The sequence below is a fragment of the Kitasatospora sp. NPDC028055 genome (assembly GCF_040637885.1).
GTDB lineage: Bacteria > Actinomycetota > Actinomycetes > Streptomycetales > Streptomycetaceae > Kitasatospora.
On sequence record NZ_JBEZXE010000031.1, the window covers coordinates 29259 to 54409 of the forward strand.

General features: G+C 73.5%; 23 protein-coding genes. 9 read left to right on the forward strand and 14 right to left on the reverse strand.

Annotated elements, in window-relative coordinates; genetic code table 11:
• Positions 1–161 precede the first annotated feature (161 nt).
• The 3 genes from AB0F71_RS26385 to AB0F71_RS26395 all read left to right on the forward strand — a co-directional run bounded on the left by AB0F71_RS26385 (position 162) and on the right by AB0F71_RS26395 (position 3515).
• Positions 162–1109 (forward strand): terpene cyclase, encoded by a 948-nt coding sequence (locus tag AB0F71_RS26385; protein ID WP_360238748.1) that lies wholly within the window; start codon positions 162–164, stop codon positions 1107–1109.
• Between the two features lie 355 nt (positions 1110–1464).
• Positions 1465–2988, forward strand: a complete 1524-nt coding sequence (locus AB0F71_RS26390) for an aldehyde dehydrogenase family protein (protein WP_360238750.1) — start codon at positions 1465–1467, stop codon at positions 2986–2988.
• A gap of 203 nt (positions 2989–3191) precedes the next feature.
• The gene (locus tag AB0F71_RS26395) at positions 3192–3515 is read left to right on the forward strand and encodes a nuclear transport factor 2 family protein (protein WP_360238751.1); all 324 of its coding nucleotides are present in this window, start codon (positions 3192–3194) and stop codon (positions 3513–3515) included.
• Positions 3516–3562: 47 nt separating this feature from the next.
• Here the strand turns inward: AB0F71_RS26395 and AB0F71_RS26400 are convergent, their stop codons facing one another.
• Positions 3563–4783 carry a serine hydrolase domain-containing protein gene (locus tag AB0F71_RS26400; RefSeq protein ID WP_360238753.1) on the reverse strand — a complete coding sequence of 407 codons (1221 nt, stop codon included), beginning with the start codon at positions 4781–4783 and terminating at the stop codon, positions 3563–3565.
• Positions 4784–4869: 86 nt separating this feature from the next.
• On the opposite strand from AB0F71_RS26400, the gene AB0F71_RS26405 reads away from it, so the two are divergent.
• The 3 genes from AB0F71_RS26405 (at position 4870) to AB0F71_RS26415 (ending at position 8403) form a co-directional block, all read left to right on the forward strand.
• A complete protein-coding gene (locus AB0F71_RS26405; RefSeq protein ID WP_360238755.1) occupies positions 4870–5388 on the forward strand; it encodes an NUDIX domain-containing protein in 519 nt (172 codons plus the stop codon).
• A gap of 215 nt (positions 5389–5603) precedes the next feature.
• Entirely contained in the window at positions 5604–6428 is an 825-nt protein-coding gene (locus AB0F71_RS26410) for a TetR/AcrR family transcriptional regulator (RefSeq protein ID WP_360238862.1), read from the forward strand.
• Positions 6429–6567: 139 nt separating this feature from the next.
• A complete protein-coding gene (locus tag AB0F71_RS26415) occupies positions 6568–8403 on the forward strand; it encodes a hypothetical protein (protein WP_360238757.1) in 1836 nt (611 codons plus the stop codon).
• A 105-nt stretch (positions 8404–8508) separates the two neighbouring features.
• Here the strand turns inward: AB0F71_RS26415 and AB0F71_RS26420 are convergent, their stop codons facing one another.
• The 12 genes from AB0F71_RS26420 to AB0F71_RS26475 form a co-directional block, all read right to left on the reverse strand.
• Positions 8509–9561, reverse strand: a complete 1053-nt coding sequence (locus tag AB0F71_RS26420; RefSeq protein WP_360238759.1) for a TetR/AcrR family transcriptional regulator C-terminal domain-containing protein — start codon at positions 9559–9561, stop codon at positions 8509–8511.
• A 49-nt stretch (positions 9562–9610) separates the two neighbouring features.
• Positions 9611–10321, reverse strand: a complete 711-nt coding sequence (locus AB0F71_RS26425) for a spermidine synthase (RefSeq protein WP_360238761.1) — start codon at positions 10319–10321, stop codon at positions 9611–9613.
• Between the two features lie 154 nt (positions 10322–10475).
• Positions 10476–11504 carry a putative sulfate exporter family transporter gene (locus AB0F71_RS26430; RefSeq protein ID WP_360238864.1) on the reverse strand — a complete coding sequence of 343 codons (1029 nt, stop codon included), beginning with the start codon at positions 11502–11504 and terminating at the stop codon, positions 10476–10478.
• Between the two features lie 80 nt (positions 11505–11584).
• Positions 11585–12166 carry a cysteine dioxygenase family protein gene (locus tag AB0F71_RS26435; RefSeq protein WP_360238763.1) on the reverse strand — a complete coding sequence of 194 codons (582 nt, stop codon included), beginning with the start codon at positions 12164–12166 and terminating at the stop codon, positions 11585–11587.
• A gap of 110 nt (positions 12167–12276) precedes the next feature.
• The gene (locus tag AB0F71_RS26440; protein WP_360238866.1) at positions 12277–13182 is read right to left on the reverse strand and encodes a LysR family transcriptional regulator; all 906 of its coding nucleotides are present in this window, start codon (positions 13180–13182) and stop codon (positions 12277–12279) included.
• 141 nt (positions 13183–13323) lie between these two features.
• Positions 13324–14190, reverse strand: coding sequence for an amino acid ABC transporter permease (locus AB0F71_RS26445; RefSeq protein WP_360238765.1), 867 nt, complete (start codon positions 14188–14190; stop codon positions 13324–13326).
• Positions 14187–14831 (reverse strand): amino acid ABC transporter permease, encoded by a 645-nt coding sequence (locus AB0F71_RS26450; RefSeq protein WP_360238767.1) that lies wholly within the window; start codon positions 14829–14831, stop codon positions 14187–14189. The genes AB0F71_RS26445 and AB0F71_RS26450 overlap by 4 nt, the downstream gene beginning before the upstream one ends.
• A 12-nt stretch (positions 14832–14843) precedes the next feature.
• A complete protein-coding gene (locus AB0F71_RS26455; protein WP_360238769.1) occupies positions 14844–15767 on the reverse strand; it encodes a glutamate ABC transporter substrate-binding protein in 924 nt (307 codons plus the stop codon).
• Positions 15768–15777: 10 nt separating this feature from the next.
• The gene (locus AB0F71_RS26460; RefSeq protein ID WP_360238868.1) at positions 15778–16506 is read right to left on the reverse strand and encodes an amino acid ABC transporter ATP-binding protein; all 729 of its coding nucleotides are present in this window, start codon (positions 16504–16506) and stop codon (positions 15778–15780) included.
• Between the two features lie 47 nt (positions 16507–16553).
• Positions 16554–16799 (reverse strand): LapA family protein, encoded by a 246-nt coding sequence (locus tag AB0F71_RS26465; RefSeq protein ID WP_360238771.1) that lies wholly within the window; start codon positions 16797–16799, stop codon positions 16554–16556.
• A 129-nt stretch (positions 16800–16928) separates the two neighbouring features.
• The gene (locus AB0F71_RS26470; protein WP_360238773.1) at positions 16929–18707 is read right to left on the reverse strand and encodes an ABC transporter ATP-binding protein; all 1779 of its coding nucleotides are present in this window, start codon (positions 18705–18707) and stop codon (positions 16929–16931) included.
• An 88-nt stretch (positions 18708–18795) separates the two neighbouring features.
• Entirely contained in the window at positions 18796–20556 is a 1761-nt protein-coding gene (locus AB0F71_RS26475; RefSeq protein ID WP_360238775.1) for an ABC transporter ATP-binding protein, read from the reverse strand.
• A 452-nt stretch (positions 20557–21008) separates the two neighbouring features.
• Here AB0F71_RS26475 and AB0F71_RS26480 point away from each other — a divergent pair, with 452 nt between their 5' ends.
• Positions 21009–21872, forward strand: coding sequence for an aldo/keto reductase (locus AB0F71_RS26480; protein ID WP_360238777.1), 864 nt, complete (start codon positions 21009–21011; stop codon positions 21870–21872).
• Positions 21873–22092: 220 nt separating this feature from the next.
• Here AB0F71_RS26480 and AB0F71_RS26485 read toward each other — a convergent pair whose 3' ends face one another.
• The gene (locus tag AB0F71_RS26485; protein WP_360238779.1) at positions 22093–22989 is read right to left on the reverse strand and encodes a MarR family winged helix-turn-helix transcriptional regulator; all 897 of its coding nucleotides are present in this window, start codon (positions 22987–22989) and stop codon (positions 22093–22095) included.
• 377 nt (positions 22990–23366) lie between these two features.
• On the opposite strand from AB0F71_RS26485, the gene fabG reads away from it, so the two are divergent.
• Positions 23367–24134 (forward strand): 3-oxoacyl-ACP reductase FabG, encoded by a 768-nt coding sequence (gene fabG, locus AB0F71_RS26490; RefSeq protein ID WP_360238781.1) that lies wholly within the window; start codon positions 23367–23369, stop codon positions 24132–24134.
• Between the two features lie 345 nt (positions 24135–24479).
• Positions 24480–25127 carry a phosphatase PAP2 family protein gene (locus tag AB0F71_RS26495; protein WP_360238783.1) on the forward strand — a complete coding sequence of 216 codons (648 nt, stop codon included), beginning with the start codon at positions 24480–24482 and terminating at the stop codon, positions 25125–25127.
• Positions 25128–25151: the final 24 nt, after the last annotated feature.

Sequence of the window (25151 nt, forward strand, 5' to 3'; positions counted from 1 at the left end):
TATCCCTAACGTCCGATCATTACATCAGATACCCTACGGCCCGCGAGGCGCGGATGATCTTGCGTAACCACCCTCACCCCCTGCACCCCGCTGCGTCAACTCCCCCCACACTCAGTGCTCGAACCACAAGCGCCCCCACCAACCGCTGCACCGGGAGTCCGATGTCTGACGACAACTCACTTCAGATCCCGTTCCCGCACCGCCGGAGTTCGCACGGCCCGTACGCCACCGTGGCGCACCGCGACTGGCTGGTCCGCCATCCGCTGCTCCCCGACGCCGACCACCCGGGCTACGCCCACTGGGAGGTGGTCGACCTCGCCGCGCTCGGCTACCCGGACGCCGGACCGGAGGAACTCGCCCTGGCGGCCGACCTGATGGGGTTCTACTTCCTCTTCGACGACCAGTTCGACGGCCCGCTCGGCCGCCGGCCGGCCGAGGTCGCGCCGATCTGCGAGCGGCTGATCGCCGTCCTGCACGGCGCCCGCCCCGACCAGCGCTCCCCGGTCGAGACCGCCTTCGCCGATCTGTGGAGCCGCAGCGTGCGCGGCATGCCCGCCCGCTGGCAGGCCCGCGCCGCCTACAACTGGGAGTACTACTTCGCCAGTCACCCGGCCGAGGCGGCCGGCCGGATCTCCGCCCGCCCGCCGGACCGGGACGGCTACCTCGAACTCAGACGGGGCACCGCGGCGATGGAGACCATCTTCGACATGGTCGAACGACTCGGCCAGTTCGAGGTCCCCGCCTCCGTGCTGCACCACCCGGTACTGCGCCAACTCCGCCAGCTGGCGGCCGACATACCGTCGCTCAGCAACGACGTGCGCTCGTTCCCGCTGGAGGCCCCGCGCGGCGACGTGAACAACCTGGTCATGATCGTCCAACGCGAGCGCCACTGCTCGTCCGAGGAGGCCTGCGCCGCGGTGATGGCGGAGGCCCAGCTGATGGTCGAGCGCTGCGCCGAGCTGCACGGTCGACTGCCGGACGTGTACCGGGAGTTGGGCCTGTCCCGGGTCGAGAGCGCGATCGCCCAGCGGTACGCCGACGGACTGATCACCTGGCTGGCCGGCTACCTCAGCTGGGAGGCCCGCACCGGCCGGTACCACGCGGTCTGACCCACCCCGGCCCGACGCCGTCCGGCTCCGCCCGGGCCCGTCCGAGGCGCGCCCGGGACGGCGCGCGCTCGGACGCGCCCCTGCGCGCCCGGTCCGGAACCTCCGAAACGTCGGAACATCTGGAACGTCCGGAAGCTGCGGAATCCCCACCGTCCGTACGAGCCGGTCGTACGGACCGTAGCCGCGCCGCGCGCCCGGCGGTTATCGTGCTCGTCGGCGGGCGCCCCGGCGGGGCGCCGGCCCGACTGCGTGTCCGCACCTCCGCCGGACCGCCCCCGACCGGGCGGCGCTCCGGCGTGCCGCCCCCGGCCCGCTCGGCGCCGGGGGCGCCCGACGTCGCGAGGAGACACAGAGCATGACGGTCTACCAGCCCCCCGGCGCACCCGGCAGCATCGTCGCCTACCGCTCCCGGTACGACCACTGGATCGGCGGCGGTTGGACGCCCCCGGCGCGCGGCGAGTACTTCGGCAACCCGACCCCGGTCACCGGCGAGGTCTTCACCGAGGTCGCCCGCGGCACCGCGGCGGACATCGAGGCCGCCCTGGACGCGGCCCACGCCGCCGCCCCGGCCTGGGGCCGCACCTCCCCCGCCGAGCGCGCCCAGGTGCTGCTGCGGATGGCCGACCGGATGGAGGCCAACCTGGAGCAGCTGGCGGTCGCGGAGAGCTGGGAGAACGGCAAGCCGGTCCGCGAGACGCTGGCCGCCGACCTCCCGCTCGCCGTCGACCACCTGCGCTACTTCGCCGGCGCGCTGCGGGCCCAGGAGGGCAGCCTCGCCCAGCTGGACGAGGACACCGTGGCCTACCACTTCCACGAGCCGCTCGGCGTGGTCGGCCAGATCATCCCGTGGAACTTCCCGATCCTGATGGCGGTCTGGAAGCTCGCCCCGGCGCTCGCGGCCGGCAACGCCGTGGTGCTCAAGCCGGCCGAGCAGACCCCGGCCTCGGTGCTGCTGCTCGCCGAGCTGACCGCCGACCTGGTGCCGCCGGGCGTGCTCAACATCGTCACCGGCTTCGGCGAGGAGGCCGGCGCCCCGCTGGCCGCCAGCCCCCGGGTCCGCAAGCTCGCCTTCACCGGCGAGACCAGCACCGGCCGGCTGATCGCCCGCGCCGCCGCGGACAACCTGATCCCGGCGACCCTGGAGCTCGGCGGCAAGAGCCCCAACCTGTTCTTCGCGGACGTCGCCGCCGACGACGACGCGTTCTACGACAAGGCCGTCGAGGGCTTCGCGATGTTCGCCCTCAACCAGGGCGAGGTCTGCACCTGCCCCAGCCGCGCGCTGATCGAGACCCCGGTCTACGAGCGGCTGCTCGGCGACGGCCTGGCCCGGGTGCGCGCGATGCGCCAGGGCAACCCGCTGGACACCGGGACCCAGGTCGGCGCGCAGGCCAGTGCCGAGCAGTTGAAGAAGATCCTCTCCTACTTCGAGATCGGCCAGGCGGAGGGCGCCAAGGTCCTGGTCGGCGGCGAGCGGGCCGAGCTCGGCGGCTCGCTGGCCGGCGGGTACTACGTGACGCCGACGGTCTTCGAGGGCGTCAACAGCATGCGGGTCTTCCAGGAGGAGATCTTCGGCCCGGTGGTCTCGGTCACCCGCTTCGACGGCTTCGACCAGGCGGTCTCGCTCGCCAACGACACCCAGTACGGGCTGGGCGCGGGCGTGTGGACCCGCAACATCAACACCGCCCACCGGGCCGGGCGCGCGATCCAGGCGGGCCGGGTCTGGACGAACTGCTACCACGCCTACCCGGCCCACGCGGCCTTCGGCGGCTACAAGAACTCCGGCATCGGGCGGGAGACCCACAAGGCGCTGCTGGAGCACTACCAGCAGACCAAGAACCTGCTGGTCAGCTACTCCCCCGACGCGGTCGGCTTCTTCTGATCGAGAGTGGAGCGGGAGGCCCGACCGCCGGGCCTCCCGCTCCACCGCCACTCCCCGCGGCGGGCCCATCGGGCAAATCGCCCGTTTCTGGATCTAAGCACATGAATCAGGTGATTTTGCCGACGCGCCGCCGACATGCCCGAACGGCCCGCGCGAACGCCCTAAACAAGGACTCCCGTCCCTTTTCCCCTCGGGAGTCCTCGATGACGATCGCCCCCAGCAAGCTCTCCGACCCCGCCGTCCGCGCCTTCGTGACCGCCGTCAACGCCGGTGACCGCAACGCCTTCCTGGCCACGCTCGCCCCCGGCGCGACCATGTCCGACGACGGCTCCGACCGTGAGCTGACGGAGTGGATCGACCGGGAGATCTTCGGCCCGCACGGCCGGATGGACGTCCAGACCGAGGCCAACGGCGGCCGCGGCCTGGTCGCCAACTTCACCAACGACACCTGGGGCGAGATGCGCACCGCCTGGCGCTTCACCGTCGACGGCGGGAAGATCACCCGCTTCGAGACCGGCCAGGCCTAGTCCCCCGGCATCCTCCGGCGTCCCCCGGCGTCCTCCGGCCCGCGGGCTCAGGACAGCCCCAGGCACCCCCGCACCGCGCGGATCAGGTTGCGCGAGCGCACGTCCCCGGTGACGCCCGGCTGCATCCCGTTGGTGACGTACCCGAAGCCGAGCCCGAGCTCCGGGTCGGCGAAGCCCAGCGAGCCGCCCCGGCCCGGGTGGCCGAAGCTCGCCGGGGAGGCCATCGGCGCGGTCGGGCCGTGCCGCCAGAAGCCCAGGCCGAAGGTCGAGTTGACGATCAGCACCCGGTCCGGGCCGTGCACCACCGGCCCGACCGCACGGGCCAGCACCTCCGGGCCGAACAGCGGCGGCAGCAGCCCGCCGGAGCCGTCCGGGCGGTCGGCCGCGCCGATCAGCGCCGCGTAGAACCGGGCCACCGAACGGGCCGTGCCGATGCCGTTCGCACCGGGGATCTCGGCGGCCTGCACCGCCGGGTCGTTCATGTTCACCCCGGGAAGCACCGAGGCGAAGGCGCGGGCGGTCAGCGAGGTCGGGTCCTGGTAGGCGTCCCGGACGGACTGCTTGGGCCGCAGCCGCAGCCCGCTCGGGCCGGTCCGGGCCGCCTCCGGGGCGGGCAGGTCGACCAGCTTGCCGACCCGGGGCGCGGCACCGGCCGGCAGTCCGATCCACAGGTCCAGCCCGAACGGCCGGGCGACCTCCTCGGCGAAGTACTGGCCGATGCTCCGGCCGCTCGCCCGCCGCACCACCTCGCCGACCAGCCAGCCGAAGGTGTACGGGTGGTAGCCGTGCGCCGTCCCGGGCTCCCAGGCGGGCTCCTGCGCGGCCACCGCGGCGACGGCGCGCTCCCAGGTCAGCACGTCCTCCAGGCGCAGCGGCGCGTCCAGCGCCGGCACCCCGGCCTGGTGCGACAGCAGCCAGCGCACCGGCACCGCGCCCTTGCCGGCCGCCGCGAACTCCGGCCAGTACAAGGACACCGGCGCGTCCAGGTCGAGCAGGCCGCGCTCGACCAGCAGCAGCGCGGTGGCCGCGCTCAGCCCCTTGGTGACCGAGCGCAGCACCTGGGCGGTGTCCGCCGTCCACGGCACCGCGGGCGCGGGCCGGCCGCCGACCTCGGGCCGGGCGTCGCCGCCCCACAGGTCGACCACCTTGCGGCCGCGCAGGTAGAGCGCGAAGGCCGCGCCCAGCTCGCCGTACTCGGCGAAGTTCCGCGCGAAGGCCTCCCGTACGGGCTCGAACCCCTCGGCCGTCTCGCCCCAGATCTCCACCATCGCGCGCCGTCCTCAGCTCGTTCGTCGACGTCAGAATTCCTCGATCCCGCGTTCGAAGCGGGCCCGGAAACCCTAACCTGTGGTTCATGACCAACCCTGCCGAAGAGCTGCTGGACATCGTCGACGAGAACGACCGGGTGATCGGGACGGCGCTGCGGGGGGAGGTCTACCGCCAGGGGCTGACCCACCGCTGCGTCTTCATCATGGTCCGCGACCCGGCCGGGCGGATCTTCGTCCACCGCCGCACCGACACCAAGCTGTTCGCCCCCGGTGCGTACGACATGTGGGTCGGCGGCGTGGTCGGCTCCGGCGAGAGCTACGCCGAGGCGGCCGTCCGCGAGGCCGAGGAGGAGCTCGGCGTCCGGGGCATCGCCCCGCGCCCGCTCTTCAAGTTCCTGTTCCGGGAGCCCGACGGCGGCAGGCTCTCCTGGTGGTGCGACATGTACGAGGCGGAGTGGGACGGCCCGGTCTCCCCGCAGGAGTCCGAGGTCGCCTGGCACGCCTGGCTCACCCCGGCCGAGCTCGCCGAACGCCTCGCCCGCGACACCTTCGTGGTCGACGGGCTGGAGGCCTACCGCCGCTATCTGGAGCTCAAGGCCGGGTAGCCCACCGGCCGGGCCGGTTCGGGCCGCTAGGCGCGGGACAGGCCGGTAAGCGCGGGACAGGCCGGTCGGCGCGGGAAGGCCGCATGGGCCCGCGGACGGCCGCCGGATAGGCTGCGCGCATGGCCTCCCGTACGCCGTCGCCGACGGCCGACCGCGCAGCACGGACCGCCGCCGCCCCCGACCGGGGGGCCGCGGGCGAGCGGCCGCGCCGGCGGCTGAGCGTCGACGAGCGGCGGGAACAGCTGATCGCCGTGGCCCTGGAGCTGTTCAGCCGGCGTCCCCCGGAGGAGGTGTCGATCGACGACATCGCCGCCGCCGCGGGAGCCTCCCGGCCGCTGGTGTACCACTACTTCCCGGGCAAGCAGGCGCTGTACGAGGCCTCACTGCGGCGCGCCGGGCGGGAGCTCTCGGCGCGTTTCGAGGAGCCGATGGAGGGGCCGCTGTCGGAGCGGCTGTTCCGGGTGATGGGCCGCTACCTGGATTTCGTGCAGAGCCACGGGCCCGGCTTCGCCGCGCTGCTGCGGGGCGGCTCGGTGGCGGCCAGCCCGGGGACCTCGGCGGTGATCGACGAGGTCCGCCGGGCGGCGCACGACCAGATCCTCGCCCACCTGGCCGTCCCGGCGCCGAGCCCCGGGCTGCGGCTGACCGTCCGGGCCTGGATCGCCAACGCCGAGATCACCTCGCTGGAGTGGCTGGCCGAGCGGTCCGTACCGCTGGAGGAGCTGCAGCTGCACCTGGTCCAGGAGTTCGTCGCCTCGCTCGCCCTCACCGCCGCCCGGGAGCCCGCGCTGGCCACCGAGCTGGCCGCCTTCCTCGCCGACGAGCGGCCCGAGGGGCCGTCCGGGCGGCTGGTCCAGGACCTCGCCGGGCTGCTCGCCGTCCCCGGCATCCTCGACGCGCTCACCGCGCTGGCCGCTCCGACGGTCGGTCCGGCGGAGAGTTCCGCGCCCGGTTCCGCGCCCGCTCCGACGACCTCCGGACCGGTGGACGAACCGTCCGCGCAGGCCACGGAAGGGTCCGCCGACGCCTCCCCGGCGTGATCATCGGGTGATCCTGCGGTTCGGTGCCGACAGTGGGCTCTGATAGGAATGGGCGGGGACCTGACGACCCGCCGCCCGGGCGGTTCCGGTCCCACCCGAACCACCGACCGCAGACGGAGCAGAGCGGGGGGCTCACCAGTTGACCCAGGACGTCCAGTTCAGTGCGGAGGCCAACCCCTTCGCGGCAGCCGAGCAGGTCTGCGCGACCCTCGGCACGCTCACCGACGCCCTCTTCGACGAGCACACCTCGCGCCTCCCGGCCGCCGCGCTCAGCACCCCGAAGCCGACTGAACACCCCGCCGCCGAGGCGCTGTTCGGCCTGCCGCTGGCACCCAACGGCCCGGTGCACGAGGCCGTCGACCGGCTCGGCACGGTGCTCACCGCCGGAACGGCCCGCCCCGGCACCGGCGCACGGGTCGCCGACCGGGTGACGACCGCACTGCACAACCGCTACGGCGGCGGCGCGGTGCGCGGCGCCATCGCCGACCGCGGTACCACCTCGGCCGCGCTGTTCCAGCTGCCGGTCACCGGCGAGTTCGCCGACGCCAAGCTGCGCCCGCCGTTCGCCCCGGCCCTGGCCGCGCTGGCGGCCGGTCAGCAGACCCGGCAGCCGGTCGAACTGGCCACCGGAGCGGGCACCGAGGTCCGGCTGGTCGTCCCGCCGGGCTTCCACCCGCTGACCTCCCCCGGCGGGCCCGCCGGGGTCTCCGCCCGTACCGTGCCCGCCCCTCCGGTGGACACCGCCGGGGACGCCGACGGCGCCGACCGGGCCACCCTCGCGGCGGCCGCCGAACTCACCGGGCACCTGGCCGAGGTCGCCGAGGAGTTGTTCAGCGCCACCGGGCCTGAGCCGCGCCGCGACTTCGCGGTGATCACCGCGACCCTGACCGACCTGCTCCAGGACGCGGGCGTCCGCTACGCGGGCGTCTGCGCGCTGGAGGTGGACGGGCGCGCCTCCGAGGCCACCCTGGTCATCTCGCTCGCCCGGCACCCGCTGCCGATCACCGCGCTCGCCACCGAACTGGCCACCGTACGGCGGCACGCCGAGGTCTGGACGGTGCTGCTGCCCGCCGGGCCGGCCGCCGTCCTGGTCGAGGGCCGGACCGTGCCGGTGCCCGGGGCGCTGGCCGCCGACGGGCAGCGCCGCTGGGTGGTCACCTCGGCCGTCCAGGCCTTCGTACCGCTGCCGGACGGCGGCACGGTGCTGTGCGCCCAGCTGTCCACGGCCCGGCCGGAGGACTGGGAGCTGTACACCGAGGCGTTCGCGGAACTGTTGAAGAGCATCCAGTTCGGCTGGGACGGCGAGTCGCTCCGGACACCGGCCGCGCCCGCCCCGGTGGCCGCCCCGCCCGTCCCGGTGACCCCGCCCGCCCCTCCGGCTACCCCTCCGGCCACCGCCCCCTCGGCGGCGGACCAGGAGGAGAAGCCGGTACACCTGCGCGGCACCCCGGTGCGCATCCCGCCCGCCGACTTCAACCCCTTCGCCCCGGTCGCCGAGGAGCCGACGGCGGCCCCCGCGGCGGAGGCGGCGGACGCTCCGGCCCCGCGCAAGGGCACCCCGGTGATGATCCCGCCGCCGGACTTCGACCCCTTCGGCATCTCCGGCACCACCCCCACCACGGACGAGCCCGCCGCACCGCCCGCCGGGGGCACCCAGGCACCGGACCCGTTCGGCACCACGGTCGCCGCCGAGCAGAAGCCCGACCCGTTCGGCACCACCGTCGCCGCCCAGGGCCCCGCCGTCCCGCCGCCGCCCTCGACCCCGCCGCTGATCCCGGCCCAGCCCGCTCCGACGGCGGCCCCCGCAGCGGACGCGGCGGACGCCCCGGCCCCGCGCAAGGGCACCCCGGTGATGATCCCGCCGCCGGACTTCGACCCCTTCGGCATCTCCGGCACCACCCCCACCACGGACGAACCGGAGGCGGAGGCCGAAGCCGCGGAGGACGCCGCCCCGGAGCACCGGCCGTTCGGCTGACCGGCGACGGCCGGGGGCCTTCCGGAGCGGCTCACCGCCTCGGAAAGCCCCCGGCCGTCCGTCCCGTCGGCCATCCGTCGGCCGCCATCCGTCGGCCGTCCGCCGTCAGGCGCTCCCCCGCGCCGCGATCAGCGCCGCCACGCCGTCCAGCATCCGCGCCAGCCCGAACTCGAACAGCGCGTCCAGGCCCATGTCGATCTCCGGCCCCCGGTTCAGCGCCTCGAACATCGGGAACCGCTCCGGGTCCGTCATCAGCCGGTCGTGGTCCCGGTCGTCCAGCCGGTCCATCCACTCGTCCGCGGACATCCCGCTGTCCTGCTCGGCCTGTGCCTCCCGCTCGAAGTGGACCGCCAGTCCGCAGGTGAAGGCCGCCAGGCTGACGGCGGCCTGGGCCATCTCCTCCATGCTCAGCCCCGTCCCCGCCAGCGCCGCCAGCGACCGCTCGGTGTGCAGCGCCGCGTCGGGCGCCAGCACCGGCCGGGTGAAGGACATGGTGGTGGCCAGCCACGGGTGGCGCCGGTAGATCCGCCACTGCAAGCGCGCGATCTCGTCCAGGCCCGTCCGCCAGTCCGGCGCGGGTGCTCCCGGGAGCGGATGCTCGGCGAAGGCCTTGTCCATCATCAGCCGCAACAGCTCGTCCTTGCCGGGCACATGGCGGTAGAGCGACATGGTGGCCACGCCCAGCTCGGTCGCGATCCGACGCATCGACAGCGCCGCCAGCCCCTCGGCGTCGGCCACCTGCACCGCCACCGCGACGATCCGCTCCCGGCCGAACTCCCGCTCCCGGCCGAACTCCCGCTCCCCGCCCTTCCCGCGCCGCCCGCCCGTCGGAGCCGGGGTCGCGACCGGCGCCACGGCGGGAGCGGCGGCCGGAGCCGGATTCCCGGTGGGAGCAGCCGTCGGAGCCGTCGGAGCCGTTGGAGCCGTCGACCGGGCCTCCGGCCGGGCCGCCACCACCGTCCCCACCCCGGGGACGGCCCGCACCAACCCCTCCTCGCGCAGGCGGTTCAGCACCTTGGTCGCGGTGGCCATCGCCACGCCCCACTCCTGCACGATCCGCCGCGTCGAGGGCACCCGGGCGCCCGGCTCCAACTCCCCCGCCGCGATCCGACGTCGGAGCTCCGCCGTGATCCGCTCCGAAGGCGATCCGCTCTCCACCACCACACCACCGCCCGCTCGACCCGACCGACCTGCGCAGCGCCCCGGTTCAGTCGGCCCGGCGCGCCAGGTGCACCACGTCCGGCACGCCCCGGCTCACCGGGACCTCCGCGGTCACGACGTCCGAGAACCCGGCGGTCCGCAGCGCCTCCTCGAAGGCCGCCGACGGCTGGGCGCTCCACACCGCCAGCACCCCGCCGGGCCGCAGCCGGTGCCACAGCACCGCGAGCCCGTCCGCCCCGTAGAGCCCGGAGTTGGAGTCGGTGACGGTCCAGTCCGGCCCGTTGTCGATGTCCAGGCACAGCGCGTCGTAGCGCTCGCCGTCGGCCGCGGCCAGGTACTCCAGCAGGTCGGTGTGGATCACCGAGACCCGCGCGTCGTCCAGCGCGCCACCGGAGAAGGCGCCCAGCGGGCCGGAGCGGTGCCAGTCGATGATCGCGTCCTCCCGCTCGACGACGGCGATCCGCCCCCAGCGCGGCTCGGCGGCCGCGTACGCGAGCGAGAAGCCGACGCCGAGTCCGCCGATCAGCACCGACGGCGCGGCCGGGCCGGCGCCGGTGCGGTCCAGTTCGTCCAACGCCGCCTGGATCAGCAGCCGTTCGGAGCGCCCGTCCGCGGTGTCCATCAGGAAGCAGCCGTTGGCGATGATCTCGTAGTGCCGGCCGCGCTGCCGCAGCACCACCTCGCCGAACGGGCCCTCCCGCCGGTCGAGCGTGACGACGGCCTCGTGGGCGTCGCGTTCGGGCAGTGCGGTGGTCATGCTTCCTCCTCGGCGGACTCGGCGGTGCTTCGCCTCGTCGGGGCGATCACCCACCCGACAATAACCGAGTCCCCGCCGGCCGGGCCGGAGACCGGATCCGGGCCGGCGGGCGGGCAGACGGGCGGGCCGGCGGGCGGCCGGACGCTGAGGACGCTCAGGTCGTGAGCAGCACCCCCGCGTACGACACCCCCGCGACCACCACCCAGGACCCGAGCCCGAGCAGCGCGATCCGCCCGCCGGTCTTCGCCATGGTCGGCAGGTGCACCGCGCTGCCGAGCCCGAACAGCGCGGCGGCCAGCAGCAGTTCCTGCGCGTCCCCGGCCAGGGTGAGGGCCCGCTCGGGCAGCACCCCGGTGGTCCGCAGCACGATCATCGCCAGGAAGCCGGCCACGAACAGCGGCACGATCGGCGGCCGGCTGCCGGTCTTCGCGGTACCGTCCGTACCGGCCGTACGGTCCGCACAGGCCGCACCGTTCGCACCCGCCCGGCGCGCGGTGCGCGCGTTGCGCCGCACCGTCACGGCCACGCCCGCGACCAGCGGCGCCAGCAGCACCACCCGCATCAGCTTGACCAGCACGGCCTCACGCAACGCGCCCGGGCCACCGGTCTGCGCCGTGGCGACCACCTGCCCGACGTCGTGCACGCTCGCCCCGACCCAGCGCCCGAACTCGAGCTCGCCGAGCCCCAACGGGTGCTGCAACAGGGGCAGTACGGCGATGGCCAGGGTTCCGCACAGGGTGACCAGGGCGACCGAGGAGGCGACGTCCTCCTCCTCGCTGCCCGCGGCCTGGCTGACCGCGCCGATCGCCGAGGCCCCGCAGATCGAGTACCCGGTGGCGACCAGCAGCGGCTGGTCGCCGGGCAGCCCGAGCCGCCGGCCCAGCCAGAGCGTGCCGGCGAAGGTGGCGGCGACCACGGTGAGCACCATGGCGACGGTGGCCCAGCCGAGGCCGAACACGTCGTCCAGGCTGAGCTTGAGTCCGAGCAGCACGATCCCGAGCCGCATCAGCCGCTTCCCGGCCGTCGACAGCCCGGACCGGGCGACCCCGCGGACCACCGGGCGCAGCCCAGGCAGGTGGGCCGCCGCCATGCCGAGCACGACGGCGGCGGTGAGCTTGGGCACGGCGGGGACGGCCGCGTGGACGGCGATCGCGGTGGCCACCCCGACCGCCGCGAGCAGCAGGCCGGGGGCGTCCCCGCCGAGCGGGGGGAGCGAGCGGGTGCGGGCGGCCCGCTCCCGGAGGGTGAGTGCCACGCCGCCGCTCACCGCTCCTGGTCGGCGGGGAGCCGGTAGACCCGCCGGATGCTGGTGCCGAGCCGGGAGACGTCCGCGCCGTACACGTGGATGGAGATGGCCGTGGTGCTGCAGGCGTTGCGTACCAGGTGGATGTCGCCGGGCGGGGCGAAGGCGGCGACCGTCCCGGCCGGGCCGGCCACATGCTCGGTCTCGACCAGGCGGGAGGTGCGCCCGTCGGAGATCAGCCGGTAGCGGGTCTCGCTCTCCTGGCCGCGGTGGACGCCGGCCACGCACCAGGAGACGTGGTCGTGGATCGGGGTCTGCTGGCCGGGCAGCCAGACCAGGGCGACGACGGAGAAGCTGCCGTCGGCCTCGGCGTGCACGACGTGCTGGCGGTAGCGCTGCGGGTCACCCTCGCACTGGGCGGGGGTGAGCAGCGCGTCGGGGCCGTCGGGGTCGGCGAGCAGGTGCGGGGCGAGGCGTTCGCCGACCAGGTACGCGGTGAGTTCGGGGGGCAGTCCGCGGTCCACGACGGAGCGGATCTCGCTGACCAGTGCGGTCATCCGCTCGGTGAGCCGGTCGCTGCCGACCGTGGCTGGGAGTGTCATGGCAGCAGGTTCGGACCACCCGACCTATCACGTCCAACGAGGGTTTCTAAGCATCACCCCCATCCGCGCTTATGGGTCGACCCGCCCGTCGAGCGCCCGCAGCGCCGGGGTCAGCAGCCGACCCGGCTCGCCGCCGCCTGCCGCAGGTGGTCCAGCACCAGCCCGGTGGCCGGGATCCGCCGGTGCTCACGCAGCACGTACGCGCTCACCTGCCGCCGCAGGTGCGGCTCGACGGCCCGCCCGGTGACCTTGCGGTGGCACATGAAGGAGAGCACCAGCGCGGGCATCAGCGCGATCCCCACTCCGGCGGCGACCAGGCTCTGCACCGCCAGGTTGTCGTCGGTGGAGAAGACGATGTCGGGCGCGAAGCCCTCCTCCGCGCAGACGTGCAGCAGGTTGGCCCGGCAGCGCGGGCAGCCGGCGATCCAGCGCTCGCCGTCGAGGTCGGCCAGCCGGACGGCGTGCCGGCGTCCGAGCGGGTGCCCGACCGGCAGCAGCACCGTGAGCAGGTCCTCCATCAGCGGGATCTCGTCCAGTCCGTCCGGCAGCTCGGTGGCCTGGCCCGGGTAGCGGAAGGCCAGCGCGATGTCGCACTCCCCGCGCAGCAGCCGCTGGACGGAGTCCGGCGGCTCCGCCTCCAGCAGTTCGACCCGGACGCCGGGGTGCTCGGCGAGCAGCCGGGCCATCGCCTCGGGTATCAGGGTGGCGTTGGCGCTGGGGAAGGCGCAGACCCGGACCCGCCCGGCGCGCAGCCGGGCGAGCGCGGCGAGCTGCTGCTGGGCCGCGGAGAGGCTGCCGAGGATCAGTTCGGCGTGCCGGGAGAGCGCCTCACCGGCCTCGGTGAGCCGCAGGCCGCGCCCGGCCCGGGTGAACAGCGGGACACCGACGGTGCGTTCGAGGGCCTTCATCTGCTGGGTGATCGCGGGCTGGGTGTAGCCGAGTTCCCGGGCCGCGGCCGAGTAGGAACCGGCTCTGACGACCTCGTGGAACGTCCTGATGTGCCGCGAGTCGAACACCGGCTCCATGGCCCCTCCGCCCGGTCGTCTGCCGCCTGCCTCCGCAATCATAAGAGGAATTTGGAGGTCCAGGCCTCGACCCCTTCGGCACCTATGGTTCAGCCCCGAACCGTCCTTCCCCCCACTGTGGATGCCGGGTCCTCACCGGGCCGACGGCGGCAGCCCCATCGCCACCCCCGCCTTGGCCACCGGCGCCCCGCCCCGCACGCTCGGACTGCGCCGGCTGCGCCGCTCGACCCAGCGGGCGAGCCAGGACAGCAGCAGACACATCCCGATGTAGATCGGCGCGATCACCATCACCACCGGGATGAACGGCAGGTCGTAGTCCAGGTTGGTGGCGATCAGCTTCCCCGCGTGCAGGAACTCCTCGTAGGTGATCAGGAAGCCGAGCGAGGTGTCCTTGAGCGCGACCACCAGCTGGCTGATGATGGCCGGCAGCATCGCCCGGTTGGCCTGCGGCACCAGCACGTACGCCATCACCTGGGTCTTGCGCATGCCCAGCGCGTACGCCGCCTCCCGCTGCCCCCTGGGCACCGCGAGCACGCCGGCCCGGAACACCTCGGCCAGCACCGAGCCGTTGTAGAGCACCAGCCCGGCCACCAGCGCCCAGAGCGGCTGCACCTTGAGGGCGACGAACACGAAGAAGATCATCACCAGCAGCGGCATGGCCCGGAAGAACTCCACCACCAGCGTGGAGAACCACCGCACCACCCGGTGGTCGGACAACCGCCCGGCCGCGAACAGCGCGCCGAAGGGCAGTGCGAACAGCACCGTCCAGCCGAAGGCCCGGAGGGTGTTGCCCAGCCCGCGCAGCAGCAGGTCCTGCACGCCCCGGTACTCGAAGGGCTCCCACTTGGCGTAGGTGAACTGGTGGGTGTGGAACAGCATGTAGACGATCCAGCCGATCAGCGCCGCGATCAGCAGCAGCGCGATCCCGCCGTACAGCCGGTGCCGGGCCAGCGCCTTCGGACCGGGGATGTCGTACAGCGCCGAGGATCCAACGGTCATCGGGACACCGCCACTCGTCGTTCCAGCAGGTTGAAGACGGCGCTGACGGCCAGGGTGATGATCAGGTAGCCGACGGCGATCCAGACGAAGGTCCAGATGATGCTGTAGCCCAGCTCGTTGATGGTCCGGTAGGTGCCCAGCAGCTCGGTGACGCTGAACGAACCGGCGATCGCCGTGTTCTTCGCCAGTGCGATCATCACGCTGCCGAGCGGCGCCACCACCGAGCGGTACGCCTGCGGCAGCACCACCAGGCCCATCGTCTGCCCGAAGCTCATCCCCAGGCTGCGGGCCGCCTCGCCCTGCCCGGACGGCACGGTGTTGATGCCCGAGCGCATCGCCTCGCAGACGAAGGCCGAGGTGTAGCAGCCGAGCGCCAGCACGGCGAAGGTGTAGAAGGGCAGCGTGATGTCGAACCGGGGCAGGCCCAGCACCACGATGAAGAACAGCAGGGTCAGCGGCGTGTTGCGCAGCAGCGTCACCCACACCGTCCCGAACGCCCGCAGCGGCCGGACCGGCGAGACCCGGAAGCCCGCGATCAGCACGCCCAGCAGCAACGACAGCACGGCGCTCACCGCGAACAGCGAGAGCGTGCCGAGGAAGCCGTCCCAGTAGGTCGACCAGTTGTCGGTCAGGGTTTTCACGGCGCGGCCCTCTCAGTACCGGTCGATCGGCGGCGGGGTGGGCGCGGGTTCCCCGGACAGGCCGAGGGTCGCGTCGAAGGCCTTCTTCCAGTCGCCGTTCTGCTCGTGGTACGCCAGCGCGTCGTCCAGCGCCCCGCGCAGCACGGTGTCGTTCTTCGGCGTGCCGATCCCGTACGGCTCGGTGGAGAACAGCGGGCCCACCACCTTGAGCTCGTCCGGGACCTTGGCCGCGTAGCCCAGCAGGATCGCGTTGTCCGTGGTGACGGCGTCGACCTGGTCGGTGATCAGGTTGTCCACGCAGGCCGAGTAGGTGTCGTAGCCGATCAGGTGCGCCTTGGGGTACTGCGACTGGATGCGCTGGTACGGCGTCGAGCCGGCCGCCGAGCACACCTTCCTGCCGTTCAGGTCCTGCGGACCGTGGATGCTGTCGTCGTTCTTGCGCACCAGCAGCGACTGCCCCGCGATGAAGTACGGCCCGGCGAAGCCGACCAGCTTCTTCCGGTTGTCGTTGATGGTGTACGTGCCGACGTAGTAGTCCACCTGGCCGTTCTGCAGCGCGGTCTCGCGGTTGGCCGAGGCGATGGTCCTGAACTGGATCCGGTCCGGCGGGAAGCCGAGCGAGGCGCCGACCATCTTGGCGATCTCGATGTCGAAGCCGGAGTACACGCCGGTGGCCGGGTTCTTCTGGCCCAGGTACGGCTGGTCCTCCTTCGCGCCGACCACCAGGTGGCCCCGGCCGCGGGCGGCGTCCAGGGTCGACGAGCCGGTGATCGAGGCGGCGTTCTGCACCTGGTAGCTGGGCAGCGCGCTGGGCTGGGGGCCCTTGGGGGGCGGAGTGCCGGCCTTGCCGCAGCCGGTCGCCAGCACGGCGAGCAGCAGGGCCGCGGCGGTCAGGCGTGCGCGCACCCGCGCGGCGGGCGTCGTCCTTCGGTTCACGGCACCGCCCTCAGTGCTTGAGGATCTTGGACAGGAAGTCCCGGGCGCGCTCGCTCTCGGGGGCGCTGAAGAAGGCCTCCGGGGCGCGGTCCTCGACGATCCGGCCGTCCGCCATGAACACCACCCGGTTCGCCGAGGCCCGGGCGAAGCCCATCTCGTGGGTGACCACGACCATCGTCATGCCCTCGCTGGCCAGCTGGCGCATCACGTCCAGCACCTCGTTGATCATCTCGGGGTCGAGAGCCGAGGTCGGCTCGTCGAACAGCAGCGCCTTGGGGTCCATCGCCAGCGCCCGGGCGATCGCCACCCGCTGCTGCTGGCCGCCGGAGAGCTGGGCCGGGTACTTGTCGGCCTGCGACGCCAGCCCGACCCGCTCCAGCAGTGCCCGCGACTTGGTCTCCGCCTCGGCCTTGGCCCGGCCGCGCACCTTGATCTGGGCGAGCGAGACGTTCTGCAGCACGGTCTTGTGCGCGAACAGGTTGAAGGACTGGAACACCATGCCGACCTCGGCGCGCAGCCGGGCCAGCCCCTTGCCCTCCTCGGGCAAGGGCTGCCCGTCGATCAGGATGGTGCCGCGTTCGATCGGCTCCAGCCGGTTGATCGCCCGGCAGAGCGTGGACTTCCCGGAGCCGGACGGTCCGATCACCACGACGACCTCGCCGCGACCGACCGTCAGCTCGATGTCCTGCAGCACGTGCAACTCGCCGAAGTGCTTGTTGACCCCGCGCAGCTCGATCAGCGGGGCGAAGGCTGGGGAACCGGTCGGGGCCGGTTCGGGGGCGGTGCTCACCGGCCGCGCCGTCCCTGCAACAGCCAGCCCAGCACCCCGCCGGCGAGCAGCGTCGCCAGCAGCGCGATCCAGAGTGGCGCGGTCACGGTGAACACCCAGAACTGGATCTTGACCTTGTCGAGGTTGGCGAACAGGAACCACACCGCGAGGATCACGATGACGCCGATCCCGATGTACCGCGTGGGGATCCCGCCGATCTCGCTGCGCTGAGGCCGGGACGAGCCGTCTGAAATCTTGGTCACCGGAGCAGTCTGCTGTCCGGGCCGACGATTTGCCCGGTTACGCGCCCTTACCGGCGGGGGAGTAACCCGTACGGGGCAATCCGGCCCCGTACGGGTTTGGAACCCGCGCTACCCTCCTCCGCCCGGCGCCTACGGCCGGCCTTCGTCCCGCCAGGAGCGCCAGAGCGCCGCGTACGGGCCACCGGCCGCGACCAGCTCCGGGTGGCTGCCGTACTCGCTGATCCGCCCGCCCTCGACCACCGCGATCACGTCCGCATCGTGCGCGGTGTGCAGCCGGTGGGCGATCGCGATGACCGTACGGCCCTCCAGCACCCGGGACAGCGACCGCTCCAGGTGCCGGGCGGCCCTCGGGTCCAGCAGCGAGGTGGCCTCGTCCAGCACCAGGGTGTGCGGATCGGCCAGCACCAGCCGGGCCAGGGCGAGCTGCTGCGCCTGGGGCGCGGTCAGCGCGGTGCCGCCGGAGCCGACCTCGGTGTCCAGCCCGTCCGGGAGGGCGTCCACCCAGCCCCCGGCGTCCACCGCGTCCAGCGCGGCCCGCAGTTCGGTGTCGTCCGCCTCGGGCGCGGCGAGCCGCAGGTTGTCCCGCAGGGTGCCGACGAACACGTGGTGCTCCTGGTTGACCAGGGCGACCTCCGCCCGCACCCGCTCGGCGGGCATCCGGGACAGCGCCGCCCCGCCGAGGGTGACGCTGCCGCGGCCGGGCGCGTAGATCCCGGCCATCAGCCGCCCGAGGGTGGACTTGCCCGCCCCGGACGGGCCGACCAGCGCGACCCGGCTCCCGGGGGCGACGTCCAGGCTGATCCCGTGCAGCACGTCCGCGCCCTCGCGGTAGCCGAAGCGGACGTCCCGGGCCTCGACCCGGCGGCCGTCCGGGCGGGCCGACTCGTCGCCCTCGTGGTCCGGCACCTCGTGCACGCCGACCAGCCGGGCCAGCGAGGCCTGCCCGATCTGCAGTTCGTCGTACCAGCGCAGGATCAGGTCGACCGGGCCGGTGAGCATCTGCGCGTACAGCACGCCGGTGGTCAACTGGCCGACGGTGAGCCAACCCTGGAGGGTGAACAGCCCGCCGACCACCAGGGTGGCCAGCACCGCCGCGGTGTAGACGGCGTCGATGGTCGGGAACCAGACCGAGCGCAGCCACAGGGTGTAGCGCTCCCAGGCCAGCCACTCGCGCAGCTTGCGGTCCGTCAGCCGGACCCGCTGCTCGCCCAGGCGCAGCGTCTCGACCGTCCGCCCGGCGTCCACCGTCTCGGCCAGCACGTTGCTGACCGCCGCGTACCCGGCCGCCTCGTTGCGGTAGGACTGCGGGGCGCGCCGGAAGTACCAGCGGGAGCTGGCCAGCAGCAGCGGCAGCCCGACCAGCGAGGTCAGCGCGAGCAGCGGCGAGGTGACCAGCAGGGCGCCGAGCACCAGCAGCAGGGACACCACCGCGACGGCGAGTTCGGGCACCGCCTCGCGCACCGACTTGTCCAGCCGGTCGATGTCGGTGGTGCCGCGGGAGACCAGGTCCCCGGTGCCGGCGCGTTCCAGCACGCCGGTCGGCAGCGCGACCGAGCGGACCAGGAAGTCCTCGCGCAGGTCGGCCAGCACCCGCTCGCCGAGCACCGCCCCGCGCAGCCGCGACCAGCCGGTGAACGCGGTCTGCACGGCCAGCGCCAGCAGGTACCAGCCGACCGCCACCGCGATGGTGGCCCCGGCGGTGCCGGTGGCCAGCGACTCGACCAGGTTGCCGAGCACCCAGGGCCCGACCAGCCCGGCCAGGGTGGCCACCGAGTGCAGCGACACCACCGCGGCGAACCCGCCCCGGTGCCGCCGCGCCAGCACCCCCAGGTAGCCGCGCACGGCGGCCGGGGAGCCGACCGGCAGGGTGGTGGCCGGCCCCTGCTCCTGGTGGACGGGGGGCTTCATGACGTACTCCTCACGTACGGCTCCGGACGGTTGACGGTGGCGCCCCCAGCGGGGGCGCTTCCCAGGTCGCTGTTCATCACGGCGCTGTTCATACCGGCGCCGCCTCCTCGTCCCGGGTGACCACGGCCCGGTAGGCCGGCTCGGTGCGCAACAGCTCGCGGTGCCGCCCGGCCGCCACCACCCGCCCCTCCCGCAGCAGCACCACCCGGTCGGCCCGGTCGAGCAGCAGCGGGCTGGTGGCGAACACCACGGTGGTGCGCCCGGCCCGGGTGTCCCGCAGGCCGGCGGCGATCCGGGACTCGGTATGGGCGTCCACCGCGCTGGTGGGCTCGTCCAGCACCAGGACGGGCGGGTCCGCCAGCAGCGCGCGGGCCAGGGCGAGCCGCTGGCGCTGCCCGCCGGAGAGCGAGCGCCCGCGTTCGGTGATCCGGGCCCGCATCGGGTCGCCCGCGCAGTCCGGCGAGCCGTCCACCAGCGCCTCCAGTACGTCCTCGGAACGGGCCGCGGCGAGCGCGTCCTCGACCGGGACCCGGCCGGAGGACGGCACGTCCAGCAGTTCGGCCAGCGTGCCGGAGAGCAGCACCGGCTCCTTGTCGTGGACCAGCACCGCCGCCCGGGCCTCGCCCAGCGGCACGGTGTCCAGCTCGGTGCCGCCGAGCCGCACCGAGGGCAGGGCCTGCTCGCCCTCGGCCAGCGGGACGTGGCCGCCGAGCCGCTCGGCGAGCGCCCCGGCGAAGTCCGGGTCCCCGCAGACCACCGCGGTCAGCTCGCCGGCCCGGACGGTCAGCCCGGTGGTCGGGTCGTGCAGGTCGGAGCGGCCCGGCCTGGTCAGCACGCCCTCGGCCTCGCCGCTGGTCCGGCTGAGCGAGAGCACCCGCACGGCCCGCCCGGCGGAGACCCGGGCGACGCTCCAGGCGTGCGCCGCCTCGCCCAGGATCCGCAGCGGTGCGGCCAGGAAGGCGGTCGCGCCGTACACCGCGATCAGGGTGCCCACGCCGAGCTCGCCGGAGGCCGCCAGCCGGGCGCCGTACCACGTCACCCCGACCACGAACAGCCCGGGCAGCAGCACCTGTTGGGCCTGCATCAGCGACCACAGCCGGGCCGAGCGGACGGCCGCCGCCCGGACCTTCTGGGAGGCCGCCCGGTACCGCTCCAGGAAGAGGTCCTCGCCGCCGATGCCGCGCAGCACCCGCAGCCCGGCCACCGTGTCGGCGGCCAGCTCGGTCGCCTTGCCGCCGAGCTCGCGCTGCTTGGCGTAGCGCCGCTCGAACGGCCCGATCAGCGGCCACACCGAGGCGGCCAGCACCGGGACGCCGAGCAGCACCCCGATCCCGAGCACCGGCTCGACCACCAGCACCGCCGCGCTGACGGCCAGCCAGACGATCACCGCGGCCCGGACCCGGGCGACCAGTTCGACGTACCAGCCGATCCGCTCGACGTCCCCGCTGCCGACCGCGACCACCTCTCCGGTGGCGATCCGCCGGGACAGCCCGGCGCCCAGGTGCGAGGCCTGCCCGGCCACCAACTGCCGCACGTGACAGGCGCCGTGGATCCAGTTCCAGACCGCCTGCCGGTGCAGCAGCACGGAGCCGAGCGCGGCGGTGGCGGCCAGCAGCAGGGCCAGCGCGCCGGCCCGCCAGATCCCGCCGGCGTCGCCGTCGACGGCGGCCTGGACGCCGCGCCCGAGCGCCACCGGCAGAGTGGCCTGGGCGCCCATCTCGACCAGCGCCCAGCAGGTGGCGCGGACCTGCCCACGCCGCTGGGCGCGCTGCAGCCAGCGCAGGAAGGCCATCGGTGAGGAGAGGTCGGGACTGCCGGGATCGGCCAGCGGCAGTGGGGTGAGCGGCATGACACTCCGATACGAGGGGTGCAAGCGGTGCGAGGGGTGCGGATGGTGCGAGGTGTGCAAGGCGTGCGCGGGCACGGGAGGTACGGGCGGCACGGGTGGCCCGCGGTCGCGCGGGAACGGACACCCGGAGGCGCGGCGCAACGGCGCGGCGACATCGACACGTCCGGCGACAGGCGGCCGGACCGGCAGCAAACGGGTACGAAGGACCCGGATTTCAGGAGGTCATGTCCGCGAGCCTGCCAAGCCCACTGTGATCCACGCAACAGGTTTTCCGCCGCCCCTGACACACGCCCCCCACGCGCCCCGGCGCGCACCCCGTGGCACGGCCCCCGACGCACGCCACGCCGCCGTAAAGCTTCCCCAAAGATTCGCCCGAACGGCGGGAACAATCGTGCCGGGGCACCAGTTGCCCCCTCTGGAACCAACGGACAACCAGGAAGGCACCCCTTCCCGTGAGCAACATCCCCAGCGTCACCCTGAACGACGGCGCTCAGATCCCACAGCTCGGCTTCGGCGTGTGGCAGGTCGAGGACGCCCAGGCCACCCCCGCCGTGCGCGAGGCGATCGCGGCGGGCTACCGCTCGATCGACACCGCGGCGATCTACCAGAACGAGGCCGGCACCGGCGCGGCCATCAACGAGGCACTGGCGGGCGGCCTGGCCCGCGAGGACCTCTACGTCACCACCAAGCTGTGGAACTCGGGCACCCGCGACTGGTCGGGCGAGCAGGGCCGCGACGCGGTGCTGCGCGAGTTCGACGCCTCGCTGGACAAGCTCGGCCTCGACTACCTCGACCTGTACCTGATCCACTGGCCGCGCCCGATGCACGGCACCTTCCTGAACGTCTGGAAGGCCCTGGAGCAGTTGAAGGAGGGCGGCCGGGTCAAGTCGATCGGTGTCTCCAACTTCGGCCAGGAGCAGCTGACCCGCCTGCTGGACGAGGCCTCGGTCGTCCCGGTGCTCAACCAGGTCGAGCTGCACCCGTACTTCCCGCAGGAGGAGCTGCGCGCCTTCCACGCCGAGCACGGCATCGCCACCGAGGCGTGGAGCCCGCTGGGCCAGGGCGGGGAGCTGCTGGCCGAGCCGGCGCTGGCGAAGATCGCCGAGAAGCACGGCCGCACGGTCGCCCAGGTGGTGCTCCGCTGGCACCTGCAGAGCGGCGTGATCGCCATCCCGAAGTCGGTCACCCCGTCCCGCATCCGGGAGAACCTGGACGTCACCGGCTTCGAGCTGGACGCCGAGGACATCGCGGCGATCGCGGGCGTGGCCACCGGCAAGCGGATCGGCCCGGACCCGCAGGGGTTCGACTGGAACTGACGAGCGCCGCGGGGGCGCCGGCCGACCAGGCCCGGCGCCCCCGACAACGACGACAGTAATTCTGACTGTCGGTCATATCGAAGTACCGCTCATTCCGGTCAGGGACGAGCGGTACTTCGGCGTACCCGGATTCACCGACCCCGACCATCGGTCGCTGCCGACGGCCAAGGGCCTCATGAGACTTGGTGAATCGTTTTGGCTGTTGTTACCAAAGCTTGGGCTAGAGCCTGGCCGCCTTGGCGATGAGTGCGAGCGCCGTCTCGTGCTCCTCCTCCGCGAGCGGAGCGAGCAGCAAGCGCTGGACCTCGGCCACTCCGGCGGCCGAGCGGTGCAGCAGGTCCTGACCCGCCGGTGAGAGCGAGAGCAGGTTGCGCCGCCCGTCCGAGGGGTCCCGCCGACGCTGCACCAGACCGCGGCGCACCAGCCGGCTGACCATCTCGGCCATCGTGGCCTTGTCCAGCGAGGCCAGCTCGCCGACCGTGCGCTGGTCCGCGCCCGGTTCCAGCTCCAGGGCGTCCAGCACGGCGTACTGCGGGGCCGTCAGCTCAGCCCCGACGTGCTCCGACCAGAGCTTGGTGTGCACCTGCTGGCCGACCCTGATCAGGTAGCCGATCGCCCGCTGGGCGTCCAGTATCGGCCGCGCGTCGGTGAAGACGGCCACCGCCGCGGGTTCCAGCCTGGCTATCTTGGCCATCACCCGGACGATTTCGACCTGCTCGTCCGGCGCGAGCGGCTCGAACAGCACCCGCTGGACACGGACCACACCACCGGTGGCCTCGCGCACCGCCTGGGCGCCGCTCTGCGAGAGGGCGAGCAGTTTGCGCCGGCCGTCGGCCGGGTCGCGCCGTCGCAGCACGAGGCCGCGGCGGACCAGCCGCGCGACCATCTCCGCCATCGTGGCCTTGTCCAGCGAGGCTCGCTCGCCGACGGTCCGCTGGTCCGCGCCCGGTTCGAGGGCGAGCACCAACAGGACCGCGAACTGCGGAGCCGTGAGATCGGCTCCGACGTGCTCGGACCACAGACGGGTGTGAACCTGCTGTGCAACGCGAATGAGGTGTCCGGGCGACTGCTGCAGTCGCGCGGACACGCGGGTTGTCGGGATCTCCCCCAGCACCATGTATCCGTCCCGATGTCACACCCGGTGTGTGTGGGACACCCGGGTGGGGCAGTAACGGCGAGTGGGCGTCCAGCTATGAGGGAGGGCGCTCCAGCCGTGCAGCCGGTGGCTGCTGGCGGACACTATACAAACGGCAGGCCCTTGCTGGCAGGCAGGGGCGGATAGTAGACGCAGGTTCGGCAACATTGGCATATTTACGCGCCCGCCACGCCCTTGCAGTAACCCGTTCTCAGCAGAAACCCGACCGGTCGGTCCTTACCGACCGTCACCTGGGCCTCTCCACCCTGGCCGCCTCCCCTACCCGCCGGTAGGGTGTGGGCACCCTCCCCGGGGGCACTCCCCCCGGCGGGACCCCCGAGAGAGAGACGAGAGCGAGCATGACCGAGCAGAGCACCGCCACCCGGGTGGCCATCGTCACCGGCGCCGCCCGCGGCCTCGGCGCCGCCACGGCCGTCCGACTGGCCGCCGACGGCTACGCGGTGGCCGTCCTGGACCTGGACGAGGCCGCCGGCAAGGACACCGTCGACCGGATCACCGCCGCCGGCGGGCGCGCACTGGCCGTCGGCGCCGACGTCGCGGACGCCGAGCAGGTCCAGGCCGCCGTCGACCGCGTGGCCGCCGAACTCGGCGCCCCCGTCGTGCTGGTCAACAACGCGGGGGTGCTCCGCGACAACCTGCTCTTCAAGATGTCCGAGTCCGACTGGGACACGGTCATGAACGTCCACCTCCGCGGCGCCTTCCTGATGACCCGCGCGGTGCAGAAGCACATGGTGGACGCCGGCTTCGGCCGCATCGTCAACCTGTCCTCCTCCTCCGCCCAGGGCAACCGCGGCCAGGCCAACTACTCGACCGCCAAGGCCGGCCTCCAGGGCTTCACCAAGACTTTGGCCATCGAGCTGGGCAAGTTCGGCATCACGGCCAACGCGGTGGCCCCCGGCTTCATCGCCACGGACATGACGGCGGCCACCGCCGCCCGGGTCGGCATGGACTTCGAGGACTTCAAGCGGGCCGCGGCCTCCCAGATCCCGGTCCAGCGCGTCGGAGAGCCCGAGGACGTCGCCAACACCATCTCCTTCCTCGCCGGCGAGGCCGCCGGCTTCGTCTCCGGCCAGGTGATCTACGTCGCGGGCGGCCCCCTCGACTGAGCACTGAACCTACACAGGGTTACCACGGAGTGGGAAGCCGGTCGAACCGGCCGCCCACTCCGTTTTCTTTACCGGGGCTTTTGCAGAATCATTCGAAGACCACACGGGCATTCGATCCTGGAATACTGGAAATCACTCCCCGGGTCACCGCGGGCGGACCCAATTGTCGATTTCCCGGGAAAATGACAATTCCCTCAGGAATGGCCTCGCCCGGATGGGTATGGTCACCCCGTGCAATCCAGAAGTACCGCCGCTCGCATTCCGCGACAGGGGCCGGATCGCTGCACCGCCGACCGCCGCCGGGAGCTCCCCGGTCCCGTCCGCGGCGAGCCCGGGTGGCCGCCGATGAGCCGCCGCCGGGCCACCCTGTTCGCCGTCACCCTCGCCGCCTACCTGCTGGTCCTGGCCGGCGTCCTGCTCAACACCGACCTGGTCGACCTCGACTGGTCGGTGCGCCTGCTCCGCCCGTACGAGCGGTGGCCCAGCCTGGAGCCGCTGCTCGACACCTGGGTGATCGCCGGGCAGCGCGGGCCCAGCGCCGTCGCCGCGTTCGCCTGGCTGCTCTGGCGCGCCCACCGCCTCGGACGGCTTCGCCCGCTGCTGGTGATGGGCGTCGCCCTGCTGCTGCTCAACGTCACGGTCGGCGCCGTCAAGATCGTCACCGGCCGGCTCGGCCCGCACTACGCCCAGTACGTCGGCTCCCCCGAGCTGTTCTCCGGCGGCACCATCTTCCCCTCCGGCCACACCGCCAACGCCGTGGTGACCTGGGGCGTGCTCGCCTACCTCGCGGTCCGCTGGCAGCGCACCGGCGCGGTGATCGCCGCCGCCACCGCCTGCTCGATCGGCCTCACCACGGTCTACCTGGGCACCCACTGGGTCTCCGACGTGCTGGCCGGCTGGGCCGCCGGGCTGCTGGTGCTGCTCTCCCTGCCCCTGCTGGAGCCGCTGCTCGCAGTCGCCGAACAACGGCTGCACCGCCGCTTCGCACGCTGAGCCCCGCCGCCCCGTCACCCCAGC